This is a genomic window from Bacteroidota bacterium (assembly GCA_008933805.1).
In the GTDB taxonomy this organism is placed as follows: domain Bacteria; phylum Bacteroidota; class Bacteroidia; order UBA8524; family UBA8524; genus SB11.
Window position 1 is genome coordinate 54,344 of record WBUH01000004.1, and the last position, 26,950, is coordinate 81,293.

Annotated in this window: 26 protein-coding genes; 5 read left to right on the forward strand and 21 right to left on the reverse strand. The window is 43.1% G+C overall.

Going from position 1 to position 26,950, the window contains the following annotated elements:
- Positions 1-46: 46 nt before the first annotated feature.
- Positions 47-757, forward strand: coding sequence for an RDD family protein (locus F9K23_05345; GenBank protein KAB2917180.1), 711 nt, complete (start codon positions 47-49; stop codon positions 755-757).
- A 7-nt stretch (positions 758-764) separates the two neighbouring features.
- Here F9K23_05345 and F9K23_05350 read toward each other — a convergent pair whose 3' ends face one another.
- On the reverse strand, positions 765-1,484 hold the full coding sequence (locus F9K23_05350; protein ID KAB2917181.1) for a pyridoxine 5'-phosphate synthase: 720 nt from the start codon (positions 1,482-1,484) through the stop codon (positions 765-767).
- Between the two features lie 113 nt (positions 1,485-1,597).
- Between F9K23_05350 and F9K23_05355 the strand changes: the two genes are divergently transcribed.
- A complete protein-coding gene (locus F9K23_05355) occupies positions 1,598-4,072 on the forward strand; it encodes a tetratricopeptide repeat protein (protein KAB2917182.1) in 2,475 nt (824 codons plus the stop codon).
- 96 nt (positions 4,073-4,168) lie between these two features.
- Here F9K23_05355 and F9K23_05360 read toward each other — a convergent pair whose 3' ends face one another.
- A complete protein-coding gene (locus F9K23_05360; protein ID KAB2917183.1) occupies positions 4,169-5,482 on the reverse strand; it encodes an adenosylhomocysteinase in 1,314 nt (437 codons plus the stop codon).
- A 178-nt stretch (positions 5,483-5,660) separates the two neighbouring features.
- On the opposite strand from F9K23_05360, the gene F9K23_05365 reads away from it, so the two are divergent.
- A complete protein-coding gene (locus F9K23_05365; protein ID KAB2917184.1) occupies positions 5,661-7,130 on the forward strand; it encodes a sodium:solute symporter in 1,470 nt (489 codons plus the stop codon).
- Positions 7,111-7,809: a TIGR00730 family Rossman fold protein gene (locus F9K23_05370; protein KAB2917185.1), complete on the forward strand. Its 699-nt coding sequence runs from the start codon at positions 7,111-7,113 to the stop codon at positions 7,807-7,809. Before F9K23_05365 ends, F9K23_05370 begins: the two co-directional genes overlap by 20 nt.
- 75 nt (positions 7,810-7,884) lie before the next feature.
- Here the strand turns inward: F9K23_05370 and F9K23_05375 are convergent, their stop codons facing one another.
- Complete coding sequence (locus F9K23_05375) at positions 7,885-8,319, reverse strand: DUF1573 domain-containing protein (protein ID KAB2917186.1); 435 nt, start codon at positions 8,317-8,319, stop codon at positions 7,885-7,887.
- Positions 8,320-8,397: 78 nt separating this feature from the next.
- Between F9K23_05375 and F9K23_05380 the strand changes: the two genes are divergently transcribed.
- A complete protein-coding gene (locus F9K23_05380) occupies positions 8,398-8,871 on the forward strand; it encodes a RecX family transcriptional regulator (protein KAB2917187.1) in 474 nt (157 codons plus the stop codon).
- On the opposite strand, the gene F9K23_05385 is transcribed toward F9K23_05380, so the two are convergent.
- From F9K23_05385 to F9K23_05470, 18 genes are all read right to left on the reverse strand, one after another.
- Positions 8,863-9,726: an RNA polymerase sigma factor RpoD/SigA gene (locus tag F9K23_05385; protein KAB2917188.1), complete on the reverse strand. Its 864-nt coding sequence runs from the start codon at positions 9,724-9,726 to the stop codon at positions 8,863-8,865. The genes F9K23_05380 and F9K23_05385 overlap by 9 nt on opposite strands.
- A 106-nt stretch (positions 9,727-9,832) precedes the next feature.
- On the reverse strand, positions 9,833-11,884 hold the full coding sequence (gene feoB, locus F9K23_05390; GenBank protein ID KAB2917189.1) for a ferrous iron transport protein B: 2,052 nt from the start codon (positions 11,882-11,884) through the stop codon (positions 9,833-9,835).
- Positions 11,881-12,102 carry a ferrous iron transport protein A gene (locus tag F9K23_05395; GenBank protein KAB2917190.1) on the reverse strand — a complete coding sequence of 74 codons (222 nt, stop codon included), beginning with the start codon at positions 12,100-12,102 and terminating at the stop codon, positions 11,881-11,883. The genes feoB and F9K23_05395 overlap by 4 nt, the downstream gene beginning before the upstream one ends.
- A 420-nt stretch (positions 12,103-12,522) precedes the next feature.
- A complete protein-coding gene (locus F9K23_05400; GenBank protein KAB2917191.1) occupies positions 12,523-13,242 on the reverse strand; it encodes a hypothetical protein in 720 nt (239 codons plus the stop codon).
- A 318-nt stretch (positions 13,243-13,560) separates the two neighbouring features.
- Positions 13,561-13,980, reverse strand: a complete 420-nt coding sequence (locus F9K23_05405) for a BrxA/BrxB family bacilliredoxin (protein KAB2917192.1) — start codon at positions 13,978-13,980, stop codon at positions 13,561-13,563.
- A 79-nt stretch (positions 13,981-14,059) separates the two neighbouring features.
- A complete protein-coding gene (locus F9K23_05410) occupies positions 14,060-15,118 on the reverse strand; it encodes an endonuclease/exonuclease/phosphatase family protein (GenBank protein KAB2917193.1) in 1,059 nt (352 codons plus the stop codon).
- Positions 15,118-16,023, reverse strand: coding sequence for a rhomboid family intramembrane serine protease (locus tag F9K23_05415; protein ID KAB2917194.1), 906 nt, complete (start codon positions 16,021-16,023; stop codon positions 15,118-15,120). Before F9K23_05415 ends, F9K23_05410 begins: the two co-directional genes overlap by 1 nt.
- Before the next feature lie 7 nt (positions 16,024-16,030).
- A complete protein-coding gene (locus F9K23_05420; protein KAB2917195.1) occupies positions 16,031-16,870 on the reverse strand; it encodes a rhomboid family intramembrane serine protease in 840 nt (279 codons plus the stop codon).
- Positions 16,870-18,699: a DNA mismatch repair endonuclease MutL gene (mutL, locus tag F9K23_05425; protein ID KAB2917196.1), complete on the reverse strand. Its 1,830-nt coding sequence runs from the start codon at positions 18,697-18,699 to the stop codon at positions 16,870-16,872. The genes F9K23_05420 and mutL overlap by 1 nt, the downstream gene beginning before the upstream one ends.
- Positions 18,700-18,708: 9 nt before the next feature.
- The gene (locus F9K23_05430; GenBank protein ID KAB2917197.1) at positions 18,709-18,996 is read right to left on the reverse strand and encodes a hypothetical protein; all 288 of its coding nucleotides are present in this window, start codon (positions 18,994-18,996) and stop codon (positions 18,709-18,711) included.
- Between the two features lie 537 nt (positions 18,997-19,533).
- Positions 19,534-20,874 carry an acetyl-CoA carboxylase biotin carboxylase subunit gene (gene accC / locus F9K23_05435; GenBank protein ID KAB2917198.1) on the reverse strand — a complete coding sequence of 447 codons (1,341 nt, stop codon included), beginning with the start codon at positions 20,872-20,874 and terminating at the stop codon, positions 19,534-19,536.
- Between the two features lie 54 nt (positions 20,875-20,928).
- Positions 20,929-21,411, reverse strand: a complete 483-nt coding sequence (accB, locus tag F9K23_05440; GenBank protein ID KAB2917199.1) for an acetyl-CoA carboxylase biotin carboxyl carrier protein — start codon at positions 21,409-21,411, stop codon at positions 20,929-20,931.
- A gap of 78 nt (positions 21,412-21,489) precedes the next feature.
- Positions 21,490-22,485, reverse strand: a complete 996-nt coding sequence (locus F9K23_05445; protein ID KAB2917200.1) for a ketoacyl-ACP synthase III — start codon at positions 22,483-22,485, stop codon at positions 21,490-21,492.
- Between the two features lie 9 nt (positions 22,486-22,494).
- Positions 22,495-23,439 (reverse strand): phosphate acyltransferase PlsX, encoded by a 945-nt coding sequence (gene plsX / locus F9K23_05450; protein KAB2917201.1) that lies wholly within the window; start codon positions 23,437-23,439, stop codon positions 22,495-22,497.
- Positions 23,440-23,453: 14 nt separating this feature from the next.
- Positions 23,454-23,639: a 50S ribosomal protein L32 gene (gene rpmF, locus F9K23_05455; protein ID KAB2917202.1), complete on the reverse strand. Its 186-nt coding sequence runs from the start codon at positions 23,637-23,639 to the stop codon at positions 23,454-23,456.
- A 26-nt stretch (positions 23,640-23,665) separates the two neighbouring features.
- The gene (locus F9K23_05460) at positions 23,666-24,187 is read right to left on the reverse strand and encodes a DUF177 domain-containing protein (GenBank protein ID KAB2917203.1); all 522 of its coding nucleotides are present in this window, start codon (positions 24,185-24,187) and stop codon (positions 23,666-23,668) included.
- A 144-nt stretch (positions 24,188-24,331) separates the two neighbouring features.
- A complete protein-coding gene (gene pdxA, locus F9K23_05465) occupies positions 24,332-25,405 on the reverse strand; it encodes a 4-hydroxythreonine-4-phosphate dehydrogenase PdxA (protein ID KAB2917204.1) in 1,074 nt (357 codons plus the stop codon).
- Between the two features lie 40 nt (positions 25,406-25,445).
- A complete protein-coding gene (locus F9K23_05470) occupies positions 25,446-26,894 on the reverse strand; it encodes a leucyl aminopeptidase (GenBank protein KAB2917205.1) in 1,449 nt (482 codons plus the stop codon).
- Positions 26,895-26,950 lie beyond the last annotated feature (56 nt).

Here is a 26,950-nt window from a genome sequence, read left to right on the forward strand (position 1 = left end):
TTTTGACGAATACGATATTTAATAAACATTCTGTTAGCGTAAAAGTATGTCTGAAAACCTGATAATTAATACCACACAAAACGTCCGTCTTAATTTTGAGCTTGCCAGTTTGGGTGACCGTATTTTAGCCGGTGTAATAGATATACTGATACTTTGGGGGGCAGTTTTAGGTTTTCGTTTAGGGCTGCCGCAAACCATTCCAATACAAATTACCATGTATGCCCTTGTAATATTGTATCATCCCTTGTTTGAACTTTTTAACAACGGGCGCAGTATTGGAAAAATGGTAATGAAAACCCGCGTTATCCGATTAGACGGTACGGAGCCAACCATTGGTGATTATTCGTTACGTTGGTTGTTGGGTTTAGTTGAAGTGCTGATTTCGCAAGGCTCTATAGCAATGATTTCTTTTTTGTTTGGCGAAAAAAGCCAGCGTTTAGGTGATATGGCTGCCGGTACTACGGTTGCTAAACTTAAACCCCGTGTTACACTAGAACAAACCTTGTTTGAAGATACTGACGATAATTACGTGCCTCACTATCCGCAGGCAGGTGAGTTATCGCCTATTGATATTGAAACACTTAAAGAAGTAGTGGAAGCTATAAAGAAAACCTATACCGTAAGCACCATTACGTTGATTGAAAAAGCACGTTCAACGGTTGAGGCTAAGTTGGGTATAAAAGCGGTTGAAAAAGACACGCTGTCTTTTATCTCGCGCATTATAAAAGACTATAACTTTATCAGCTCAAAAGATTAATCGGCACTTATTGCTGCAAGCACCGTTTATACATTTGTACGGTGTTGTTTAGCCCCAAATACAAGGCATCACATATTAGTGCGTGACCTATTGAAACCTCCAGCAATCCTTCAATATTCTTGTAAAAGTAGTTCAGGTTGTTCAAGTCCAAATCGTGGCCTGCATTAATACCCAAGCCCAACGAATTGGCAATTTTGGCCGCTTCGCGATAAGGGGCTATTGCCTTTTCTTTATCGGTTAAATAACCGTGGGCGTACGCCTCTGTATATAACTCAATCCGGTCGGTACCCGTTTCTTTTGCACCTTCAATCAAAGCAGGCACAGGGTCGATAAAAATAGAAGTACGGATGCCGTGTTCTTTAAACAAGGCTATTATATCCTTCAAATACTGTTTGTGTTGTATAGTATCCCACCCTTGATTGCTGGTAAGTGCATTTTCAGCATCAGGTACTAAGGTAACCTGTGTGGGTTTAGTTTTCAGCACCAAATCAACAAAACTCTGTGTGCGGGGATTCCCTTCAATGTTAAACTCCGTTTTCACCACATCTTTCAGCGCATACACATCCGCATACCGTATGTGCCTTTCATCAGGTCGGGGATGCACCGTTATCCCATCCGCACCAAACATTTCACAATCAATTGCTGCCTTAACCACATCTGGGTTGTTACCCCCGCGGGCATTGCGCAAGGTTGCAAACTTGTTTATGTTAACACTTAATTTTGCCACTTTGTTACTCAAATAAACTTTGCCTGCAAATAAACAGCTAATTGCCCCGCTTGTAAAAGAAAACAGCAATAATTAATCTCAAACACCGTATTTTGTGGTATTTATCACCCGCGGTGAAAGTAGTTTTAGCCATAGTATGTGTCTTGCTAATTGGGTATGGATGCGGCAAAAAGGAAAGTATAACTAGCGAAAAGGTTGAAAAAGGAAAAGCACAATTAGACTCGCTAAAAGAAATTGCTTTTGAACTGCAATATAATGATCCTATGGCCAGTGATAGTCTGGCAGGGGTTATACATACTCTTTCGGAAAACCTGAGTTATACTAACGGGGTGGCGGAAGCATGGTTTTTAAAAAGCTCCGTTCAGCAACAACTCGGCAACTACGATTCGGCCATTCTGTTGGCTGAAAAATCACTCGCAATTTTTACCGAAACCGGCGACAAGCCGGGCATAGCCCGCTGTTATAACGATTTAGGGATTAACTATGATTTTAAAGCCTACTACGATAAAGCTATTGCCAACTATTTAAAAAGCTTAAAGCTGTTTGAGGAATTAAAAGACACCCGTGGGCAAGCGAATGCTTATAATAACATCGGCTTAATTCATCAAAACCAATCCAACTACCGTGAGGCGGCAAACAACTACCGCAAGGCCTTGGATATTTCGGTTCAATATCACCACGAAGACAGCAGGTTAAACACCTTAAACAACATGGGCAGCAACTATGTTGAGCTTAAAAACTACGACTCGGCGTTGCAGTGTTTTAAGGTGGTGCTTGAGGGGGATTTAAAATCAGGCAATAAGTCATACATCTCTTACTCATACAATAACGTTGGCGAGGCTTATTTGGGCTTGCGCGAGTATGACAAGGCTCTTGTAAATCTGAACAAATCCAAAGAGCTGAAAGAGGAGCTGGGCAATAGGCGCGCAACTGCTAATACACTTAAAAATCTTGGCCATTTATATCTTGAAACAAAAGAATACAGCACTGCTGAAAAGTACTTGCAGGAAGCTTTTGAGGTATCGGTAGAATTGGATTTACCTGAAATAAAAAAGAGCTGCCTTGAGCTGCTGCACCAATTGAGCGTTGCAACGGGAAAATACAAAGAGGCTCTTGATTACTATAAGCAGGCTGAGGAAGTAAAATATGCCATTAGTTACGATAAGAAGAATGCTGAGATAAGTGAGCTTGAAAAGGAGTTTGTGCTTGAAAAAGCTGCTAACGACCTTGAAACATCTGTGCAGAAGGGAAAAGTAAGCCGCATGATGGTGATTATTTACGGTACAGTAAGTATGTTACTGCTTGCCGTGCTGGGCATTGTGTGGTATTCGTTACGTCAAAAACAAAAAACCAATCGCCTATTGATTACCTACCAGCAACAGTTGGAGGAGAAAAACCGATTACTGGAGGAAAAGAATATCGAAATAAACCGTCAGAAAAAAGAAGTGGAAACTGCATTGGCTGCCCGCTCGCGTTTTCTGTCGTTTATGAGCCACGAAATACGCACCCCGCTAAACGGTATTACCGGCTTGGTGGACTTGCTGCAAACCATGCCGATGGCCGAAGGGCAAGACGAGTTTATCAGCGCGCTGAAACAATCGTCTGACAACTTGATGTTGCTGCTAAATAACGTGCTTGACCTTAGCCGTTTGGAAACAGGTAAAGTAGATTTGGAAGAAATTGGGGTGGACGTAAATAAAATACTACGCGACCAATTGCTGCTGTATAAAGGGAGTGCTTTGCTGCGCGAAACCGAGGTGGATGTTTTTGTGGGTGAAGATGTGCCTGAAAAATTGCAAGGCGACCCATACCGCTTGGCCCAGATTATATCTAACCTTATTAACAATGCAATAAAGTTTACCAAAGGAGGCAAGGTATCTGTGCGGTGCACATTAGTGCAACGCCATAATGATACCGCTAAACTGCTTTTTGAAGTGGTTGATACGGGTATTGGTATTCCTGAAGACCAGCTTAAAAACATTTTGCAACCTTTTGCACAGGCCGAAAGTTATACCACACGCAAGTATGGTGGTACCGGTTTGGGACTTACCATCATCAACCGATTGCTGGCACTGATGAACTCACAATTACAAATTAGTAGTAAGCTTGGCGAAGGCTCTCGTTTTTACTTTGAGCTAACCATGCCTGTTTACCGCGCTCCGCTGATTGCAGAACAAGGTGTACCTAAAACACCACAAGATGCAGGTCTTGAGGGGCTAAAAGTATTGGTAGTTGAAGATAACACCACCAACATTTTACTGTTTACCCGCATATTGGCAGGTTGGAAAACCGAGTATGATGTGGCAGACAATGGCTACAAAGCCCTTGAGTTTGTTGAGCAAAAGGAATATGATATTATTTTGATGGATTTGCACCTGCCTAAAATATCAGGGTATGAAACTGCCGAAAAAATAAAACACGGTACCACAGCCAACCGCACTACCCCTATACTTGCCATTACCGCTGCTGATACCAGCGAGGTAAACAACCACCCGCTGCGCAGCAACCTAAACCATGTAATGTACAAGCCGGTGTTGTATAAAGAGCTGATGGCGAATATTAAAAAGCTTACGCGAAGAGAGATTTAATTAGGACTGATTTTTCTCAGGTATTTAATCCTCAACCGATATAAACAAAAATGCCACCCTTTGGGGTGGCATTTTTTATTTGTAAGCAGGTATTGATTAATACCTGTATTCGTCGGTTTTGAAAGGACCTTCAACAGTTACACCAATGTATGATGCTTGCTCAGGAGTAAGAGTCTCCAATTTAGCACCTACGTGGTCAAGGTGAAGGGCAGCCACTTTCTCGTCAAGGTGACGGGGCAATACGTAAACTTTGTTTTCGTATTTACCGTGGTTGCTCCACAATTCAATCTGAGCAAGGGTTTGGTTACTAAATGAGTTACTCATTACAAACGATGGGTGACCTGTAGCACAACCCAAGTTTACCAAACGGCCTTCAGCCAATACGATGATTTCTTTACCATCTACATTGTAAACATCTACTTGAGGTTTAACAGTGTATTTAGTATCGCCGTAGTTAGCATTCAACCAAGCCATGTCAATTTCATTGTCAAAGTGGCCTATGTTACACACGATAGATTTATCGCGCATGTTTTTAAAGTGTTGCTCGCCTACGATGCGGAAGTTACCTGTAGCAGTTACTACAATGGTAGCTTCTTTAATGGCATCAGCCATAGTTTTTACTTCGTAACCGTCCATCACAGCTTGCAAAGCGCAAATAGGGTCAATTTCAGTAACAATAACACGAGCACCTGCACCGCGCAATGAAGCAGCAGAACCTTTACCCACATCACCGTAACCTGCAACCACAGCCACTTTACCGGCCATCATAATATCAGTAGCACGGCGGATAGCATCTACCAAGCTCTCGCGGCAACCGTATTTGTTATCAAATTTAGATTTGGTAACAGAATCGTTAACGTTAATAGCGGGCATTGGCAAAGTACCTTTGCGTTCGCGGTCTTTCAAACGCAATACACCTGTAGTAGTTTCTTCGCTTATACCGCGGATACCTGCAATAAGGTCAGGGTTTTTATCAAGTACCACGTTGGTAAGGTCACCACCGTCGTCCAAAATCATGTTCAAAGGTTCTTGGTTCTCACCAAAGTAAATGGTTTGTTCAATACACCATTCGTATTCTTCTTCAGTCATACCCTTCCAAGCATACACAGGGATGCCGGCAGCAGCAATAGCAGCAGCAGCATGATCTTGTGTAGAGAAGATATTGCAAGACGACCATTGTACCTGCGCGCCCAATTCAACCAAAGTTTCAATAAGCACCGCTGTTTGGATGGTCATGTGAAGGCAACCTGCAATGCGGGCACCTTTTAGAGGTTTGCTAGGGCCAAACTCTTTGCGTATGGCCATCAAGCCGGGCATTTCAGCCTCAGCCAAATGAATTTCTTTACGGCCCCACTCGGCCAGCGAAATGTCTTTTACCTTATAAGAAAGGTGGGTGGTTTTAGTTGTCATTTAAATTGAAGATTTTTAAAAGTCTGCAAAATTAAAACAATATTTTGGTTAAAAGTTTTACTAAAAGGTTAATATGACACAAAATCTGTGGTAAAAAACGCCTCTTTTGTAACCCACACCTGTGCAAAGAATTAATGCACGCCGCCCACACCTATTTTTCTATTTTTACCCCCTGAATATGAGCCCCTATTTAATCCTTGGCAGCATAGGCGGATATTTTCTGCTGCTGCTGCTTATAGCGTGGTACACCAGCCGCAAAACCAATGCACAAGGCTACTTTTTGGGAAACAAAGCTTCCCCTTGGTTTGCCGTGGCACTGGGCATGATTGGCGATTCATTGTCAGGGGTTACCTTCATTTCGGTACCGGGCAAGGTGGGCACGGCCTCGCATTTCTCGTACCTGCAACTGGTTATCGGGTTTTGGCTGGGCTATTTTGTAATTGCCTACGTATTGCTGCCCGTTTATTACCGCATGAACTTAACCAGCATTTACACTTATCTTGAGGAACGGTTTGGCAAAAGTTCACAAAAAACAGGAGCACTGTATTTTATGCTTTCCCGCTTGTTGGGTGCGGCGGCTCGACTATACCTTACCGCATCGGTAATCCAATACTTTGTGTTTGATAAATTTGGGGTGCCTTTTGGTTTATCCGTTTCTATCATCATCATTCTTATTCTGCTGTACACGTATCGGGGGGGTATACAAACCCTTGTATGGACAGATACTTTTCAATCGCTGCTGTTGTTAGGCGCAGTAATGTTTACCATCATCTCTATTACCAACAGCATGGATTGGAGTTTGAGTGAAATGATTGGAAACGTGTATAACAGCGAGTATGCGGATGTTTTGGTGTTTGACTGGAAGGGGAAATCGTTTTGGTTGAAAGATTTACTGGGCGGTATGTTTATCAGCATCACTATGACGGGTTTAGACCAAAACATGATGCAAAAGAACCTTAGCTGCCCCAACCTGCGCGATGCCCAGAAAAATGTGGTGAGTTTTAGTTTTGTGATGGTTTTGGTAAACGTATTCTTTCTTTCGTTGGGTGCGTTGCTATACATTTACTCTGCACACATCGGGTTTCAGATACCTGCCAAAACTGATGAGTTGTTCCCTCAACTTGCCCTCAACCATTTAGGGTTTGCGGCTGCCATCGCCTTTATTATCGGTTTAACAGCTTCAACCTTCTCAAGCGCCGATAGTGTGCTCACTACTCTTACTACTTCTTTTTATATCGACTTTTTGCGGTTAGATAAAAACGAAACACTTACCGAAGTACAGAAAAACAAGCAACGCCATAATATACACGTGGTGTTTGCCCTGTTGTTACTCGGGGTGATTTTGATATTTAAAGCACTAAACAAACAAGCCATTATTGATACCGTGTTTTTAGTGGCAGGATATACCTACGGGCCTTTACTGGGCTTATTTGGCTTTGGCTTGCTTACCAAACGCAGCCTGCACGATGCTTATGTGCCCATAATATGCGTATTGGCTCCCCTGCTCACCTACTTTATTGCCACCAATGCCCCAAACTGGCTAAACGGCTACCAATTTGGTTTTGAGTTATTATTACTTAACGGATTGCTCACTTTTATAGGTTTACAATTAATTGCCGATAAAGCGCATGAAAGACAAATACAATAACGAAACGGAAAAAAGCTGGCCGGTAATGAAGATTACCGACTCGTGGCAGATTTTTAAAATCATGGCCGAGTTTGTTCAAGGGTTTGAAAAACTATCGGTAATAGGGCCTTGCGTGTCTATTTTTGGTTCTTCACGTACCAAACCCGATAACAAATACTATCCCCTTGCCATTGAAGTGGCTGAAAAGCTGTGTGCGGCGGGCTATGGTGTAATGACGGGCGGCGGCCCGGGTATTATGGAGGCAGGGAACAAAGGTGCCAAAAATGTAGGTGGTAAATCGGTTGGGGTGAATATTGATTTGCCTTTTGAAACAAAACCCAACGACTTTATAGACCGTGACAAGCTGATACACTTTGATTACTTTTTTGTACGCAAGGTGATGCTGGTGAAATATGCGCAGGCTTTTGTGGTATTTCCGGGCGGCTACGGCACATTGGATGAGCTGTTTGAAGCACTTACCCTGATACAAACCCAAAAGATTGATAAGTTTCCGATAGTGTTAATGGGTACAGAGTACTGGCAGGGAATGATTGATTGGATACAGAAGGTAATGCTTGAGCGGGAAGGGAATATCAGCGCTGATGATATGTTTTTGTTTAAAACCGCCGACAAGGCCGACGAGGTAATAAACATCATTACTGAGTTTTATAAAACCGATGTATTGCAGCCCAACTTCTAAACGTTTGCTCAATACAAATAAAAAACCCTTGTTTGTTACCAAACAAGGGTTGTATTAAGTGGTTTATTAATAAGATTATTTGTTAGGGTTTACTACCGCTGGTGTAGGTTGTGAGGTTTTCTCAACCACATTACCTTTAATAGTAAGTGTTTGCACACCTGCGTTTGAGTTAACAGTTACTGATTTAGTAAAGTTACCCATTGAAGCAGCGTTGTAAACTACTTTTATAACACCGGTTTTGCCGGGCATAATAGGTTCTTTGGTGTACTCAGGAACGGTGCAACCGCATGAAGCGTTTGCGCTGTTAATAATCAACGGGGCTTTTCCGGTGTTAGTAAAAAGGAATTCGTGAGTTGCAGGTACATTTTGAGGAATGTTACCGTAATCGTGCATAATTTCACGGAATTTCATTTGTGGGCCGTCGGTAGGCTGGCTATCAGTACCAACTTGGGCGTTTGCAGTAAAAATACCTGCCAAAGCAATTGTGAGTGTGAGTAATAACTTTTTCATTGATTTGTATGTTTTTATAATTCCTTTTTTCAAATTTTATTCCAAAATACCAATACTACAAGAATTTTCTACAAGGCTATGCAAAAAAAACAGCGGGCAACACCATCGCAGGCATGGGTAAAGATACAGAAATATTGTGCATACCAAGAGCGTTGCCACCGTGAAGTAAGGGATAAATTATACGAAATGGGATTGGTAAGTGAAGACGTAGACGACCTAATAGTGCGGCTTATGGAAGAAAATTACCTGAACGAAGAACGTTTTGCCCAAGCTTTTGCAGGCGGAAAATTTCGCGTAAAAAAATGGGGGCGGGTGAAAATAGTTCATGAATTGAAGGCAAGGGATATTTCAGCTTATTGCATCAAACAAGCAATGAAAGAAATTGACGATGTAGTGTATTATGAACAACTGAAACATTTACTATACAAACGCTGGGAAGAGATGAAAAAGGAGCAAAATATATATGCCCGTAAAAGCAAAACAGGCTCGTACCTTATTGCTAAAGGGTACGAGCCTGTTTTGGTATGGGATATTCTAAAAGAACTATCCTAAGTATGATTTCAAGATTTTGCTTTTTGAAGATTTACGAAGACGGCGTAGTGCTTTTTCTTTAATCTGACGTACGCGTTCGCGGGTAAGCCCCACTTTTTCGCTGATATCTTCAAGAGTATGTGCTGGACCGCCATCCAAACCGTAGTAGTATTTCAACACATCACGTTCTTTTTCAGAAAGGGTGCTTATTACACGGTTAATCTCTTTTTGCAACGATTCGTTAATCAAATGCAAATCAGGATGAGGCTCATCGTTGTTATCCAACACACCTAACAAGGTATTGTCTTCACCTTCTGCCAACGGAGCGTCGATAGAAAGGTGACGGCCGCTGGTACGCAACGCATTTTCAACCTCAGCAGTTGGTATTTCCAACGCATTGGCAATTTCTTCGGCAGTAGGTTCGCGCTCAAGTTTTTGTTCCAACTCGGCAGCAATGTTACCTATACGGCCTATTGAACCCACTTTGTTAAGCGGCAAACGTACAATACGGCTTTGATCGGCCAATGCCTGAAGGATTGACTGACGAATCCACCATACTGCATACGAAATAAATTTAAAACCACGGGTTTCATCAAAGCGTTTAGCTGCTTTTATAAGGCCAAGGTTACCCTCGTTAATAAGGTCGCCCAAAGTAAGCCCTTGGTTTTGGTATTGTTTAGAAACTGAAACCACAAACCTAAGGTTGGCATTCACCAGTTTTTCCAACGCCACTTGGTCTCCTTCTCTGATACGGCGGGCAAGTTCTACCTCCTCCTGCGCATCAATCATCGGCACTTTGCTAATCTCGTTCAGATACTTGTCCAGCGATTTGTTTTCGCGGTTGGTAAACTGCTTACTGATTTTGAGCTGTCTCATTTATAAATGACTTTTGTTTTGTTTCGTGAAGGGAAAATACAATAATCTGACACTACTGCCAAAAAAGTTCGCAAATATCGTTGATTTGGGTATTAAAATCAAGATGTTAAGACAGTAGATTATACGTCAAAAATCCGGCCAAATATGCTAAAACTGCCAAATAAATAAACTGAATTGCGGGCCATTTTAGCCCCCCTGTTTCTTTGTACATTACCGCCACCGTACTTGAACATTGCAAGGCAAATGCATAAAACATTAATAACGAAAACGCAACGGCCACGCTAAACACAGGCTTACCTGTTTTGGGGTTAATTTCTTGCGCCATTTTTGTCCGTATCACGTCCAAATCGCTCTCATCACTACCCAAACTATACAAGGTAGCCATTGTGCCCACAAACACCTCGCGGGCGGCAAAAGAGCTTACCAAAGCAATCCCTATTTTCCAATCGTACCCCAACGGGCGTATCACAGGCTCAATAAACCTGCCTATCTCTCCTGCGTAAGAAGCTGCCAGTTTTTCAGCCGCCACAGCATTCTCAATCTCTTTTTCAGATAAGCCTTGGGTGTATTCCGTTTGGCCGTACTTCTGGTCTATTTTGGCTAACCTGTCGCCGGGGGCAAATGAAGCCAGCACCCACAACGATACTGATACTATCAGAATTATTACACCTGCTTGGCGCACAAACGAAGATGCCTTAGCAACCATTACTTTGGCCGTGTTTTTAAACTGCGGCCATTGGTAATCGGGCATTTCCATCACAAAATACGAAGGTGTACCATCCTTCAACACCAACTTAAACACCCATGCCACCAAAATGGCAAACACAATGCCCAATACGTACATTGCCATCAATGCCAAGCCTCTGTAATCCAGCAAAAACCCGCCGTTTCCTTCGGGTACGATAAAGGCAATCAGCAGTAAATATACGGGCAACCGCGCCGAGCAACTCATCAGGGGAGTTACTAAAAGGGTTATCAAACGGTCTTTTTTGTTCTCGATATTTCGGGCAGCCATCATGGCAGGAATGGCGCAGGCCGCACCACTAAGCAAGGGCACAACTGATTTTCCGTTTAACCCTACTTTGTTCATGAGCTTATCGGAAAGAAAGGCAACACGAGCCATATAACCGCTCTCTTCCATCACTGAGAGGAAAAAGAACAGAAACAAAATTTGCGGCAAAAACACAACCACCCCTGCTATGCCGGGTAGGATGCCTTGTGCCAATAAGCTGCCCCATAAACTGCCCTTAAACAGGTTGCTGCTTGCGTTGCTAAGCCATGCAAAGCCGGCCTCTATAGCATCCATCGGGTATTGGGCAAGGGTATAAATGCACTGGAAAATAATATACAAAGCCAGCAGGAAAATAAAAGGCCCTGTTATTTTGTGGGTTAATACCGCATCAATCTTGCGCGAGGTTTCGCGGTTTTTAACGGTTTTTATTTTTGAGGTGATGCTGCCCGCCAATTTAGCAATAGTATGTGTACGCTCTTCCAGTTCAGTTTCTTGCAAATGCAGAGCATTGGGCAACTGCCCTTTGTTTACTGTATTCACAAAAGCGGTGTACATATTCTCTATCGATTTGCCGGGGTTTTGCTGCAATATCCCCATGTGGGCATGTGCAGGCACCTTCCAGAATTTTTTGTACGACGGTTGGGCTTCGAGCAAAGCGGGAAATATATCACCGATGCCTTGCCCTGTGTGGGCACTGATAAGAAGTGTTTTAACCCCGAATATTTTCTCAGCTTCTTTGGCTACCGCCTGAGCGGCGGCAGCTTCACCCAAATCGGCCTTGTTAATCGCAAGTACAATAGGGAGTTGCAAATCGGCCAGTTGGCTAAACAGCATCAAGCTGCGTTGCAGTTGTCCGTAATCGGCAATAAACAACAAGGCATCAGGTTTTTCTGAGTGTTGCTCTTCTGTAAAGGCATTCACACTCACCCGTTCATCTTCTGATTTGGGATAAAGACTATAAATACCGGGAAAATCAGTAACCAACCACTCTTTGTCGTGCTTGCTTACGTGTCCGGATACTTTTTCAACGGTAACCCCTGTAAAGTTTCCCACTTTCTGGCTAAGCCCCGTCAACTGGTTAAAAACAGATGTTTTACCACTATTGGGGTTTCCTGCCAAGCCTATTTTAATGGGGCTGCCGCTCACACTAACCGTATTTTTATTGTTTTAGCTTCGTTTTTGCGCAGGCTTATTTTGCTGCCCATTACTTCAACAGCAATGGGGTCGCCCAAGGGGGCGGTAGCATATAATTGCACCTCGGCACCGGGCACAAGGCCAATTTCAAGAAATTTGAGCACCAAAGGGCTGTTTTCAAAGGCTTCAATGGCAGCGGTTTGTCCGGGTTTCAAGTCAGCAAGTACCATGCGGTATAAAGGCCGCAATTTAGAATATTTCTAAGTAACTTAATATGTCTAAAATCATGGTTTAGGGAATTATTACATGGTCGACGGGTATAAAACCCGTCTCTGTTGTGAGTAAAGGGTTGCCCAATTGGGTAGACGGGTATGAAACCCGTCACTATTGAGCATCTAGTATTTTTAAGATTTTGCTATTAAGGTAAAAGGGTTGCCCGAATATAAAATTCGGGCTTTGGGATGTAACGTTCCGAATGGTTTTAAACCATTCGGAACGAACCCTTTTAAAAGAGACGGGCTTTATGCCCGTCGAAGGTATCGGATTGAATGATTAGGCCGACGGGTGTAAAACCCGTCGCTATTAACACCCAACAAAAAAAGCAGCAAGTATTACCTGCTGCTTTTGATGATATTTGGTTTAAAAAGGGCTTATTTAATCTTAATTTTTAATGGAATGCTAACATATACACGCACAGGGTGGGCACCTTGGTAACCGGGATTCCAGCGGGGCATTTTGGCGGCTACTTTTACAAATGCTTCGGCAGCTTCGGGATAACCACCGTCTTTTACAACCTCAATATTGGTTACAGTACCATCTTTTTCAATCACACATTTAAGCGTAAGTGTAATTGTACTTTTGGTGGCTGTTTCTAACACAATGGCAGGGACAACATAATATTTACTAAAAAACTTTTGACGGGCTTCATCACCCCCAACAAACTCAGGGTATTTACTGGGTATCCAAATAGGTTGTTCATCAGGAAACACTTCGGGGCCATCATCAATTACAGGAGGTTTCCTGTTAAATACCTCTGTCCAATCGTTGGTTATTACCTTTTGTGTTTCGTCAATGCTTTTAATCACCTTGTCGTTGTCAACAATTTTAAGTTGGTTCGGGTCGGGATTAGGCTGCTCCAGTTTCTCAGTCTTAGTTACAATCTCCTCGTTTTGGTATTCAATAATTCTAATCTCGCCAAGGTCATACGCTGTGGTATCTACAAATCCCTCTTCTTTTACGTACACCGTCTCCCCTTCTACTGTCCATCTAAAAGCACCTAACGTAATTAATAATCCGATTAGCAAACCAATTTGGTAGAATACGGGGCGAAGGTTACGCACCCTTGCGGTAATTTCATGTCGTGCTGCCATAGTAGTAATTCTTTAAATGATGAATTACTTACTAAACGCATCCGCAAAAGACAAATAGTCACGGAAATGTCATTTGAATATGTATTGTTGCTTTTTTTTGATAGGGTTGAAACCCTATCCTGTTGAGATTACCGCATTGGGAAGGACTTAAGTCCTTCCCAATGCGGTAATTGTAAAAGCAACAGGTTTCAACCTGTTGTGTCGATGGGTATAAAACCCGTCGTTGTTGCAGGTTGCATTCGGAATGGTTTAAAACCATTCCGAACGACATAAAAAAAGGGGCTCGAGGCCCCCTTTGCAGTTATTTTAAATCGTTTCTCAGCAAAACTCTTTGTAAGCTTCAGTAAGATGGGTGGCAATCATATCAGCACTGCGGCCTTCAATATGATGCCTTTCGATAAAATGAACCAATTTACCATCTTTAAAAATAGCCATTGCAGGTGATGAAGGCGGGTAAGGCATAAAGTATTCACGAGCCTTAGCTACTGCATCGGTTTCCATACCGGCAAATACCGTGTACAGGTTGGCAGGTTTTTTATCACCACTTAGCGACCTAATGGCACCGGGTCTTGCTGTTCCGGCTGCACAACCGCATACCGAGTTTACAAGCACCAGCGATGTGCCTTGGCTGTTTTCTATTGCGCCTACTACTTCTTCGGGGGTTAAAAGTTCGGTAAAACCGTTATCGGTTAGCTCTTTGCGCATGGGCGCTACAAGCATTTCGGGATATGAAGCCATATTTTTGTTGTTTAAACGTTAATTATTGCGGTACAAAGTTACCACATTCACCTAAAAAGTGTGCCAAAGGTTTGAAGGGTTATTTTAATGCCAGCTCTACCTGAATCATTTTATGGTCAGAGCCATAGCTAAGTCCGCGCTTGTAGTTGTAGGACTTAAACGAGGGGTTGTGCAGTATGTAATCAATCCTGAATGAAGGATACGGACCTGAATAGGTGGCTCCCAACCCGCTTCCGCACTCTATAAAGGCATCGCGCAGGTTTTTTGTCATTTTGCCATAGGTGTAACTCAACGGGGTATCGTTAAAATCACCGCACAGAATAATTTTATACGGCGAGTTTTCAATTTCCATCAGTACCGAATCCACTTGGGGCACTCTGTTCACAAAACCGTTTCGCAGCCTGCGCACAATACTTTTTGAACCTTCCAGGGCCTTGTCTTTAGTATCTAATGAATCGAGTTTTACCTTGTTTAACAAAAACGACTGAAAATGAACATTGAATACCCGTATGGTGTCTTTGCCGATTAGAATATCAGCCCACATGGCTCCGTTGGTGGTACGTTTCTTACCGAAAGTAAACCCTTTGTGGCGTATGATTTTGTGCTTTGAAGCAATAATTAGGCTGTTGGTTACTTTATCCCGCTCTATGTAATTAAAGCCCTTCCCCATTGCCAGTTTAAGTTCTTCAAGCGAAGTGTTTTTTTCATTAATACCCACCCAACGGTTAAACTCTTGCATACACACTATATCGGGCTTTTCTTCTCCAATCGCCGTAAAATACTCAGGGTAAGGATTGGCTTGCTTCTTCCGTTCATCAAAGTTTTGGATATTAAAACTCACCACTTTAATGGTTTTTTCATCGGCAGGCTTAGTACTCCCTGAAATTTGGTAATAACGGCCAATAAAGGAGAACCCAAATACAATAGCACCCACGGATATAAATACGTGCAGTTTAGCTTGTACTAACCAATACACTACAAATACCATGTTTGCAATAAGCAAGGGGATATAGGCAAGTCCTAAGAAAGATACGGGCCAAAATGTTTGGGGGCTGATTACAGGCGAAAGGTAGCTGCCTAGTAAAAGGGCAGCTGCGATAATATTTAGTACAAAAACAATTTTGTTAACTATAAACATTAATCCTGCTTGCTGGCCTTGTATAGCAAATCTCGCTCTTTACGGGTGAGGCTTTCATACCCCGATTGGCTGATTTTGTCTAGTATAGCATCAATCACCTCTTGGTTGGGTTCGTACTCATCATCAAAATCTGTGATGGTTGTCGAACTATATACAGTGGTTTCTTTTTTAACCACCGTTAGCTTGGGTTTGCGTTTAAATAATCCGCTGATAAAATCGCCGATGTTCTCAATACCGCTGCCGAAGGTTGAACTGCGGCGCAGATGACGTCCATAAAAATAACCGAATATAATGCCCCCCAAATGGGCAATTTGTCCGCCTACGTTTCCGTGGGGTAGGTTTAGTAATAGTAATGTAACCACTCCCAAGGCCACCCAGCGAAGTGAAATGTAGAAGTTAAAAAATGATACCTCGTAGTAGGGTAAAAATGTACCCAATGCAACCACAATGGCCATTACACCGGGCGATGCGCCCAATAACTGTTGCCCTTGGTGGTTGGCAAGCATGGGCAGGGTGTTGTTTGCAACTACAAAAAATACCGCTCCAATAATACCGCCCCACAAATAGGTAGCAAGGGCTTTGGTATTGCCCGCATACTCGCGGTAAATATTGCCCAGCCAATATAAAAACACCATGTTTACTAACAAGTGTATAAGGCCGATATGAAAAAAGTTGTGGGTGATGATTGTCCACGGACGAAGCACAAATAATGAGGCATCGGCAGGAACAGCAAAAAAGGCAGTAAACTGAAGGAACATTGCATCAAAGTTCCCTCCTGATAATGCCCAAAGAGCAACAGAAGTAAGCGCAGCAAACAAAAACACCAACACGTTAATTATTACTAATTTACGTGCCATGTTGTTGCCCTCGGCATAGAAACGCTTAAAGTCGTCTATCGCTTTCATCCGTTTTTTAATAAAACGAGTTTCTGTTACTTTTATTCCAGTATTTAACTAAAATATATCCAAACAAAGCACCGCCGAGGTGTGCAAAGTGCGCCACGCTATCTCCGGGATTATTTTGGATACCCAAATATAACTCCATTGCCGCATAAAAGCCCACAAAATACTTGGCTTTTATAGGAAACGGAATAAAGAACATAAACAGTTCAGTATTGGGTTGGTAAAGCGCAAATGCAATAAGTACGCCAAACACAGCTCCTGAAGCTCCCACTGTAGGAATATTTGATTTCTTAACCAACAGTGCATTCAGTGATTGGGTAAACTCAGCTACTTCGGCTTTATTTTCTATAACACCACTCGTAAATATAGACCGCATTTCACCGATATATGTTGTATCAGGGGTGAAACCTGCGGCTTTTATTGCTGCTACAAAGTTATCTACGGTAGGGTTTGCTGTAAAAAAATCAATGGCTCCTTGAGCTCTGAAAATCTCAATTCCGGTAACGGTTTGGTGCAATATTGCCGCACCTAAAGCGGTAAACAGGTAAAAGAAAATGAAGCGTTTAGAACCCCATCGGTGCTCTAAAGTGGCACCAAACATCCACAGGGCAAACATGTTTGAGAACAAGTGCCCAAACCCACCGTGCATAAACATATGGGTGATTACTTGATGAGGTTTAAACTCAGACGATGTCCAGTAATGTAAGCCCAATACATCAATCAGGTTTACCCTAAAGCTGGCATCAAACACCATCGTTGCCAAAAAAAACAAGCCGTTTATAATCAGCAGGTTTTTTACTGCTAAAGGGATGTTGCTAAAAGGGCTTGGTCTGTAATTGTAGTAACTCATTACTCAAATCTTTTTGCCAGTTCAGGCGTTGCAAAGGTAATAAAAACGGGTTTTCCGGCAGGTGTGTATGCAGGCACTTCGCAATTCATCAACTGGTTAGCAAGTTCAGTTGCCTCTTTCGCCGTCAACACAGTACCTCTTGTAATGGCTGATTGTCTTGCCATAGCGCGCATCAATGCTTCACGGGGGCCAAGTTTCAAGCCTTGTAAATTCTCTTTATACTTTTGTAAAACGCCTTCTAATAATTCTTTGGGTTCACCTTTCTTAACATCGGCGGGAGTTCCGTTTACGATAAATGTATTATTACCGAACGGGTTTATATCAAACCCTAATAACCGCACTTGTTCAATTACTTCATCCAACAAGGCATAATCCATCGGTAAAAACTCAACCACACGGGGAAACAATAATTGCTGCGAGGGGAAACCGTTTCCGTCCATCGCACGGGCATACTCTTCGTACAGCACACGTTCATGGGCAGCTTGTTGGTCGGCAATAAAAAGACCCTTTTCAGTAGTAAAAACTAAATATGCCCCTGAATACTGAAATATACCCTGTACAAACTCTTGAGGTCGGTCTTCAGGTACTGTGCGCAGTTGCTCTTGTTTAAACAAATCGGGCGGCGGTATTACCGATTCTTCTTTGGCAAGCGGCGCGAAGATTTCTTGCCATTTGCCTAAGTTTTGTTTTTGACGGACTGTTTGTCCTCCAAAGGGATTGAAACTTCTATCTACCTTTATTTGCGGTTCTTGCGGCTGCTTATCAGAAAACACCGTTTGGCTTATTAAACGGTTAAATGCATCGTTTTCAGCCGCTGATGAGGTATCATCAGGCAATAACAAATGTTGACCCAATGCCTTGCGGCAAACCGATTTAAGTATCTGATAGAGGTACTTCTCGTCCTCAAACTTTATCTCCGTTTTGGTAGGGTGTACGTTGATATCAATTTTTGACGGGGGCACATCCATAAACACCACATACGAGGGATGGGTATCTTTGGCTATCAACTCGTCGTATGCCGAGGTAACGGCGTGGTTCAGATAAGCACTTTTAATAAAGCGTCCGTTCACAAAAAAGAACTGGTCGCCGCGGGTTTTCTTCGCCCACTGGGGCTGCCCTAAAAACACGCGGGTTTTCATCAAATCGGTATCTTCTTCATCGTATAGCAGTTGGGCAGGGTCTTTAATCCCCAACAATCCTGCTATGCGTTGCGCTTGTGTACCGGGTTTCAGGTTGTAAACCTCGTTATCGTTGTTTATCAGTGTGAAGCCAATGGCCGGATTGGGCATGGATACACGGATAAACTCTTCTAATATATGACGGGTTTCTACCGGGATTGATTTTAAGAAATTGCGCCTTGCAGGGATGTTAAAAAACAAATTGCGAACGCTGATATTGGTACCAACGGGTGCAGCAACACTTTCTTGCTTTTTCACCTCCGATGCTTCCATCAATATGTAGGTAGCTAATTCGTCATCGGTGCGACGGGTGCGCATCTCAACATGGGCAACAGCTGCAATGGAGGCCATTGCCTCGCCACGAAACCCAAAGGAGGTAATTTGAAATAAATCTTCGGCTTTACGGATTTTTGAGGTAGCGTGGCGTTCCCAACACAAGCGGGCATCGGTAGGACTCATGCCCTTTCCGTTGTCTATCACTTGTATCAGTGTGCTACCCCCTTCTTTTATTATCAGCTTAATATCAGTGGCTCCTGCATCAACTGAATTCTCCATCAACTCCTTCACTACCGATGCGGGCCTTTGCACCACTTCACCGGCGGCAATCTGGTTGGCTATCGCATCAGGCAAAACACTGATTATGTCGCTCATCAACGGGTATTACAAGTACTTGTATAAAAAATAAAAAACCAGCAGCAGTATGCCGCCAATAAACAGCACACGCACGTTGGTAAGCAAATCAGGACGGCGGGCATGTTTTGCCTGCGCCCTAAAGTCGATACGTTGACGAATGGCATCGCGGGAATATTCGGACTCGCCTTTCACTTCGTTGCGAATGGCATCCACACGGCGTTGTAAATCTTCCTTTTGCTCGTCGTAGTAACGGGGCTGGTAGTTAAACTGCTTGTTACGGGCTGTTTTGAAAAATTTTAAATTCTCTAAAAACATGGCTGAATTGATTTACAAAGGTACTTAATTAATTACTACAAGGATGGTGCCCTGTTATTGTTTTACGGGCAAAATGGCATACGTGAACCGTTAAAAACGCTTACATTTTATTGCTTTAAAGTTAACACTATAAACGTTTATTTTCCTTTTGAGGGGCAAAAGGAAACAAAACCCTTCGTCATGTTAGGCGTTGTCTTCTGCACAGGCTTACGTCCATTATAAAATTTTTGCTGTTGCTTGGTAATTTTTATCCTGTTTTGCTAAATAACATTTGACAGCATTTAAAAATTACCTAGGCAACTTTTCGCTCAGTCCATTTCTCAATTTTATAATGGCGCACGCTTAACATGACGTTTTGAAACACATTACATGGCTACCATTATAATGTCTTCATGTTTTACCATTAAACGATATTTTATTGCTTGAAGGTTGGATAGGGCTAAACGCGAAGCAACTTTTGGTTTGCCCAAAACTACAAAGGCGCAAAGGCAATGTGATGCCTATGCGCCTTTGCGGCTAAAGATTATAGCTAACTAATTAGCGTTCTATTACAAAGTCATTCATAAATGCAGTGGTAAAGTTACCCGCACGGAAGTTAGGGTCTTTCATTATCTGCATCTGAAGAGGTATGGTGGTTTCGATACCTTCAATGATAAACTCACTAAGTGCGCGTTCCATTTTTACAATAGTCTCTTCGCGGGTTTGTGCTGATACAATCAGCTTTGCAATCATACTATCGTAGTTAGGAGGTATTACATAGCCTGCGTAAATGTGGCTGTCAACACGTACACCGTGTCCGCCGGGTTTGTGCAGGTTAATGATTTTACCGGGGCTTGGGCGGAAGTTGTTGTATGGGTCTTCCGCATTGATACGACACTCCATGGCGTGTTTTTGAGGCAAGTAGTTTTTACCGCTGATGGGTACACCGGCAGCAATCAAAATTTGCTCTTTCACCAAGTCGTAGTTAATTACCTCTTCTGTTACGGGGTGTTCCACCTGAATACGGGTGTTCATCTCCATAAAGTAGAAGTTACGGTATTTGTCAACCAAAAACTCAACAGTACCCACACCTTCATAGCTGATAGATTCTCCCGCTGCAATAGCCGCAGCACCCATTTTTTCCCTTAGTTCAGGGGTAACAAATGGAGAGGGTGATTCTTCAATCAGTTTTTGGTGGCGGCGTTGCACTGAGCAATCACGCTCGCTAAGGTGACATACTTTGCCGTATTGGTCTCCTGCCAACTGTATTTCAATGTGGCGGGGTTCTTCAATGTATTTTTCAAGATAAATACCGTCGTTTCCAAAAGCAGCTTTTGCTTCTTGGCGGGCACTATCCCATGCAGCTTCAAAGGTTTTGTCTTCCCAAATAATACGCATCCCGCGTCCACCACCACCGGCAGTAGCTTTAATAATTACGGGGTAGCCTATTTCTTTGGCCAGTTTCATGCCCTCTTTAGCATCTTTAAGCAAACCGTCGCTACCGGGTATGGTAGGTACGCCCGCTTTTTTCATGGTATCTTTAGCATTCGATTTATCGCCCATCGAGTTAATCATTTCAGGCGATGCCCCAATGAATTTAATACCGTGGTCGCGGCAAATGCTTGAGAATTTTGCGTTTTCAGAAAGGAAACCGTAGCCGGGGTGTATTGCATCAGCGTTGGTTATCTCAGCAGCAGCAATAATATTGGGCATGCTAAGGTAACTTTGCGGGCTGGGTGCAGGGCCTATACAAACAGCTTCGTCGGCAAAGCGCACGTGCAGGCTATCCCTATCGGCAGTTGAATATACCGCAACGGTTTTTATGCCCATTTCTTTACAGGTGCGTATAATACGCAAGGCTATTTCGCCACGGTTAGCTATTAATATCTTTTTAAACATTTCAGAATTTGGGATTAATTAATCTGAAATTTCAAATTCGAAATTTGAAATCAATTACGCGGGCTCTACTTCAAATAGAGGTTGGTCGTACTCTACAGGTTGGGCGTTATCCACCAATACCCTTACGATACGGCCTGAGATTTCTGATTCAATCTCGTTGAACAATTTCATTGCCTCAACAATACACACTACTTTACCAGGAGCAATCTCATCACCTACGTTTACAAACGCAGGTTTATCAGGAGATGCTGAACGGTAAAATGTACCTATCATTGGTGATTTGATGGTGATGGTATTGCCTGATTTTGCAGGAGCAGCAGGTGCAGCGGGCTCTTCAGCTCTTGGAGCAGCAGGAGCAGCAACGGGTGCAGCCGGCAAAGCAGCATGAATAATTTGAGGCTGTGCAGCAGGTGCCTGCAAAATAGTAGGAGCAGCCTTTTTTATAGAAAGTTTAAAATCTTTTTTCTCCAATTCAACCTCATCAACTCCTGATTCAGAAACAAATTTGATAAGGGCTTGTATTTCTTTTAATTCCATATAAACAATTATTCTATGGGTGGGTAATTTAGACTATCAAAAATGAAAAAGATTTGGGATTAAAACAAGTAAAGAAAATCAGCCGTTGTATGCCCATTTAACATACATCGAACCCCAAGTGAAACCACCGCCAAAGGTGCTTAGGATAAGATTGTCTCCTTTTTTAAGTTGTTTTTCATAATCCCACAAAAGCAACGGTAAGGTACCGTTGGTGGTGTTGCCATAGCGTTGGATATTAGTCATCACCTTTTCGCGGGGAAGATTAATACGTTCGGCTGTGGCATCTATAATGCGCAGGTTGGCCTGATGGGGCACTAACCAAGCAATTTCTTCGGGTTGCAGGTTGTTGCGGGTAATTACCTGATGGGTAACATCGGCCATGTTGGTAACGGCAAACTTAAACACCACTTTACCATCCTGATACACATAATGCTCGCGGGCATCAATGGTTTCGTGGCTGGGTGGTTTTAGCGAGCCGCCTGCTTTTTGGTGCAGGAATTGGCGACCTGAACCGTCAGATTTAAGGATTGAATCCAATACACCGTATCCGTCGTAGCTGGGTTCAAGTAATACTGCGCCCATACCATCGCCAAATATAATGCAGGTGTTGCGGTCGGTATAATCAATAATAGACGACATCTTGTCGCCTGCTACCACCAATACCTTTTTGTATTTACCGCTCTCAACCATTTTGCTACCTACTTCCATACCGTACAAAAATCCTGAGCAAGCAGCGCTAAGGTCAAAGCCCCATGCATTTTTAGCCCCTATTTTATCACAAAGTATGTTTGCAGTTGCAGGGAAAATTAAATCACCGGTAATTGTACAGCATACCACCATGTCGATTTCTTCGGGAGTAATCCCGCGCTTATCAAGCAAGTTATGGATGGCACCAACGGCCATGTCGCTGGTTGCTTTTCCCGGTTCTTTAAGAATATGACGCTCGCTTATGCCGGTTCGGGTGCGTATCCATTCATCAGATGTTTCAACCAATTTTTCAAGATCGAAATTGGAAAGCACATCGGGGGGAACATACCCGCCCACGGCAGTAATAGCTGCGGTAATTTTTTCCATGTTAATGTATTACACAGACATTGAAAACGATGTCCTGATTTTATCTGTCAGTTTAGTTTCGGCAACATCGCGGCCAAGTTTTATCATGTTGAAAAATGCTTTTTCGCGTGATATACCATGACCTATAATAACGGGTGCATTTACACCCAAAATGGCGGTGCCGCCATAATTTTCATAATCAAAACGACCCAAGAACTCGTCTTGTACGCCGCGTTTAGTAAGCAGGTAGCACATAGATTCGCAAGCTTTAAGCACTGCGTTTCCGGTGAAACCGTCACACACAATCACATCTGATGTATCTAAAAACAAATCGCGACCTTCAGCATTACCTACAAAGTTGTAAAGGTTGGTACCTTCCATTAACTGGTAAGCTGCTTGGGTAACAATGCTCCCCTTTTCTTTTTCTTCGCCAAGGTTTAGCAAGGCTACACGGGGGTTCTCGATTTTATAAACGTGTTGTGCGTATAATGAGCCTAACAGGCCAAATTGAAAAAGCACATCGGGCTTGCAATCAGCATTGGCACCCACATCAAGCATATACCCCAAACCGCCTGTGTATTTAGGCAGTATTGTACCAATTGCAGGGCGCATAATGCCTTCGATGGTTTTAACGCTATACATAGCACCCACCATCATTGCACCGGTGTTTCCTGCACTGGCAAAAGCATCAATCTGTCCGGCTTTTAACAAACCAAAACCAATTGCTATGCTAGACTCTTTCTTTTGGGTGATTGCCTTAACCGGTGATTCTGACATGCCGATGGTTTCAGGGGCATGTACAAAATTAAACTGGCTGATGTTGCTGCCCAATTGTTCAAAAACAGGAGCAGCAGCGTCTTTATCGCCAATTAACACCAATTCTGTGCCGGGTAGTTCGGCAGCAGCTTTTATGCAGCCTTTAATGGCCTCAAGGGGGGCATAGTCGCCACCCATAATATCTATCCCAATCCGCATGTTGCTTTCGGGCCTTATTCGTCGTTTTTACCCTTCATCACCTTAACGCCCTTGTACATACCGGTTTCAACGTTTACACGGTGGTACAAAGATGCTTCGCCGGTGGTAGGATCTACAAAAATAGGCCTGCTATCCAATTTATGGTGTGTCCTTCTTTTGTCCCTGCGGGTTTTCGAAATTTTGCGCTTAGGATGTGCCATTGTTCTATTGTTTTATCGTCTTTAAACTAAAGTAAATCTTTCAATTTGTCCCACCGCGGGTCTTCGGCTCCGTCATCGTCGTTGCCATACTCCACACGGTTAAGTTTTTCTATCACCTTGCTGTCGCACCCTTCGGGTACTCCTGCTTCCTCGCAAGTTTTGCGTATCGGCAGTGCCAAGTAAATACAGTCATATATATGCTGGGTAGCGTTAAACACGCCTTCACCCATTGGTACATACACTATTTCGTCTTCGTCTTCTTTGTGCCCCTCTATCAACTTCACCACCAATTCAAGTTCACCCTTCACCGGAAAATCAATCAGGTTAAGGCATCGGTCGCACTCTACCTTTACAGTTCCTTCGGCAGTAATGTGTGTGTCGAAAGTATTGGCAGTTTTTTCAATCGAAACGCTAACAGTAATGTTGCCTTCTTTAATCGTACTCCCCTCAAAACTCTCAAAAAAACGATTACTTACTTCAAACCTGTAGTCATCAGCTATGTGCTTTATTTTCAGCAGGTCTATCGTATATTTTTCTCCGGCAGCCATATCAGTGCTTCACAAAAATAGTCGGCAAAAATACGGTAAATGAATGAGAATAAAAAATGCTAACAATTATTTGTTGGCTGGGCTGAAAATTAGACACCGCGTAAGTGCCGCAAACATACCGCTTTTTATAACTCAATCGCCCTATTAAAACTCCATGCGGAACCGCTCCTTTTTAAGCGGCATAAATTTTAACGGATTTTGGCTGATTTCATTCTCGTGGCGGCGTGTACGTAATAAATCCAACGCAAGGTATATGGCAGCTCTCATAGAGCCTTCATCAGCGCGGTTTTTACCCGCAATATCGTACGCCGTTCCATGGTCGGGCGATGTACGAATAATGGGTAATCCTGCTGTAAAATTCACTCCGTATTCTTTTTCCATGTACTTAAACGGGATAAGTCCTTGGTCGTGGTACATGGCAAGTACCGCATCGTATTTGCGGTGCTGGCGGGCTGCAAAAAAACCATCGGCAGCATAAGGGCCAAAAGCTAAAATGCCTTCGTTTTTAGCCTGCTCAATGGCCGGTGCTATAATGGTGGTTTCTTCGTCGCCTATCAAACCTCCGTCGCCTGCATGCGGATTAAGTGCCAATACGGCTATACGCGGTTTGGGTATCGAAAAATCGTTTTGCAAACAGGTGCGCAAGGTGTGCAGTTTTTCTACAATCTTGGCTACTGATAAGTTGGCCGAAACGTTTTTAACAGGTACATGCCCCGTAACCAATCCTACCCTTAGCTCCTCTCCTACCAATAGCATCATGTGCTGTTCAGCACCAAACTGCTCGGCCAGATATTCAGTATGACCGGGGAAACGGAAATCGGGGTTTTGAATGGTATTTTTATCAATGGGGGCAGTTACAATAGCATCCAACAAACCATCTTTTGCGGCTTTAACAGCAGCATCTAATGATTTAAAGGCATACCCGCCTGCTGTTTCTGTAGGAATACCGGGTTTTATCTCGGTTTCTTCTTCCCAGCAGGTAACCAAGTTAAGGCGCTTGGCATTTACTTGGTCGGCCGATTTTATGTAGTTAAAGTTTATCTCGTTCATCTCAAGGGTTTTGCGATAGAACGATATTACCTTAACCGAACCAAAAACTATGGGCGTGCAATATTGCAGCAAGCGAGTATCGGCAAGGGCTTTTAATATAATTTCAACACCTATGCCGTTATAATCGCCCAGCGTGATGCCTATTTTGGGTAGTTGGGGTTGGCTCATAATGTATAAGGGTAGTTTAAAAAACGATTAAAACTACGGTTTATTTTTTGCTGCCGTAGTTGCTTAAATAATCAAGCACCAAACGCACACCAATACCGGTACCGTTTTTCACTCGGTATCCGTCGCCGCTGTGCAAAAATGCACCACCGGCAATGTCAAAGTGCATCCAAGGGTAATCGGTAAAATACTCAAGGAATTTTCCGGCGGTGATGGCACCGGCTATAGGACCGCCGATGTTTTTAATCTCGGCAATGTCTGATTTAATAAGGTCTTTGTATTCATCCCAAAACGGAAACTCTACCAAACGCTCGTACACGTTATCACCGCTGTTTTTAAGGGCTTTTTTGGTTACCTCAGGAGCAGTACCCATACACACAATACCTTGTGGGCCAATGGCTGCTGCTGCTGCACCGGTAAGCGTAGCAAAATCCATCACCAATTCTGGCTTGAATTTTTTAGCGTACGAAAGTGCATCAGCCAATATCATGCGGCCTTCGGCATCGGTATTCAATACCTCAACGTTCAAACCACTGTGCATGGTTATTACATCGCCGGGAGTGTATGCGTTTTCGCCGGGGCGGTTATCGGTAGCAGGTATTAACGATATGATATGTACAGGCAACTTCATTTTTGCGGCTGCATATATTGAGCAGGCTGCTACTGCGGCACCACCCATATCGCTCTTCATGTAGTCCATGCTGTTAGGTGTGGGTTTCAAGCTTAAACCGCCTGTATCGTACACAACACCTTTACCTACTAATATTATCGGGTTTTTGTTGACTGCCTTGGCAGGTTTGTACTCCATAATAGTAAATGTGGGCGGAGTTTGGCTACCCATATTTACAGCTAACAAACCACCAAATTTTAGTGATTCTATTTTGGCTTTGGTAAGTACTTCTACTTTTATACCGGCATCTTTTCCCAGTTTTTCAAACTCTTTTGCCATTTGCACGGCATCAAGGTATGATTGGGGCTCGTTTACCAAAGTACGAGCAATGCAAGTAGCCTCAACAACGGTGTTAAGGTTGGCAGCATCGTCGGCCTTTACACCCTCAGCAACTATATTAATAGTAGCAAGGCTGTTTTTTTCTTTTTCGGCCTCTTTGCGGTATTTCAAAAACTGGTAGTTGGCAAGTGCCAATCCCTCGGCCATTGCTAAATACACGGCTTTGTTTTTTACATCGCCCGAAATAGTAACGGCTTCTTTTTTGTTGGCATTTAGTGCTGTGCAAATTTTTGCACCTGCCTGGCGGTATTTTTCTAAGTTCTTAGCATCGGTATCCATACCCGGCTCTAATACAATAAATGTAAGTTGACCAAGGTTGTTTACCGTTATGGTTTTATCGTCGCCTTTTAGTTTTTCTTTAACAAATGCTATTTCGCCTTTGTCTAGGCCGAAATCTTCCCATTTGGTTTTTTTAGTACCAATAATTACAAGGGGTAACTTATTATCAATGCTTTTTGCTTTGTGAACGGTAGCAGTAGTCATAATACTATACAAGATGGGTTTAAAAGCAGCAAACCTACGCTATTTAGCACAGAAAC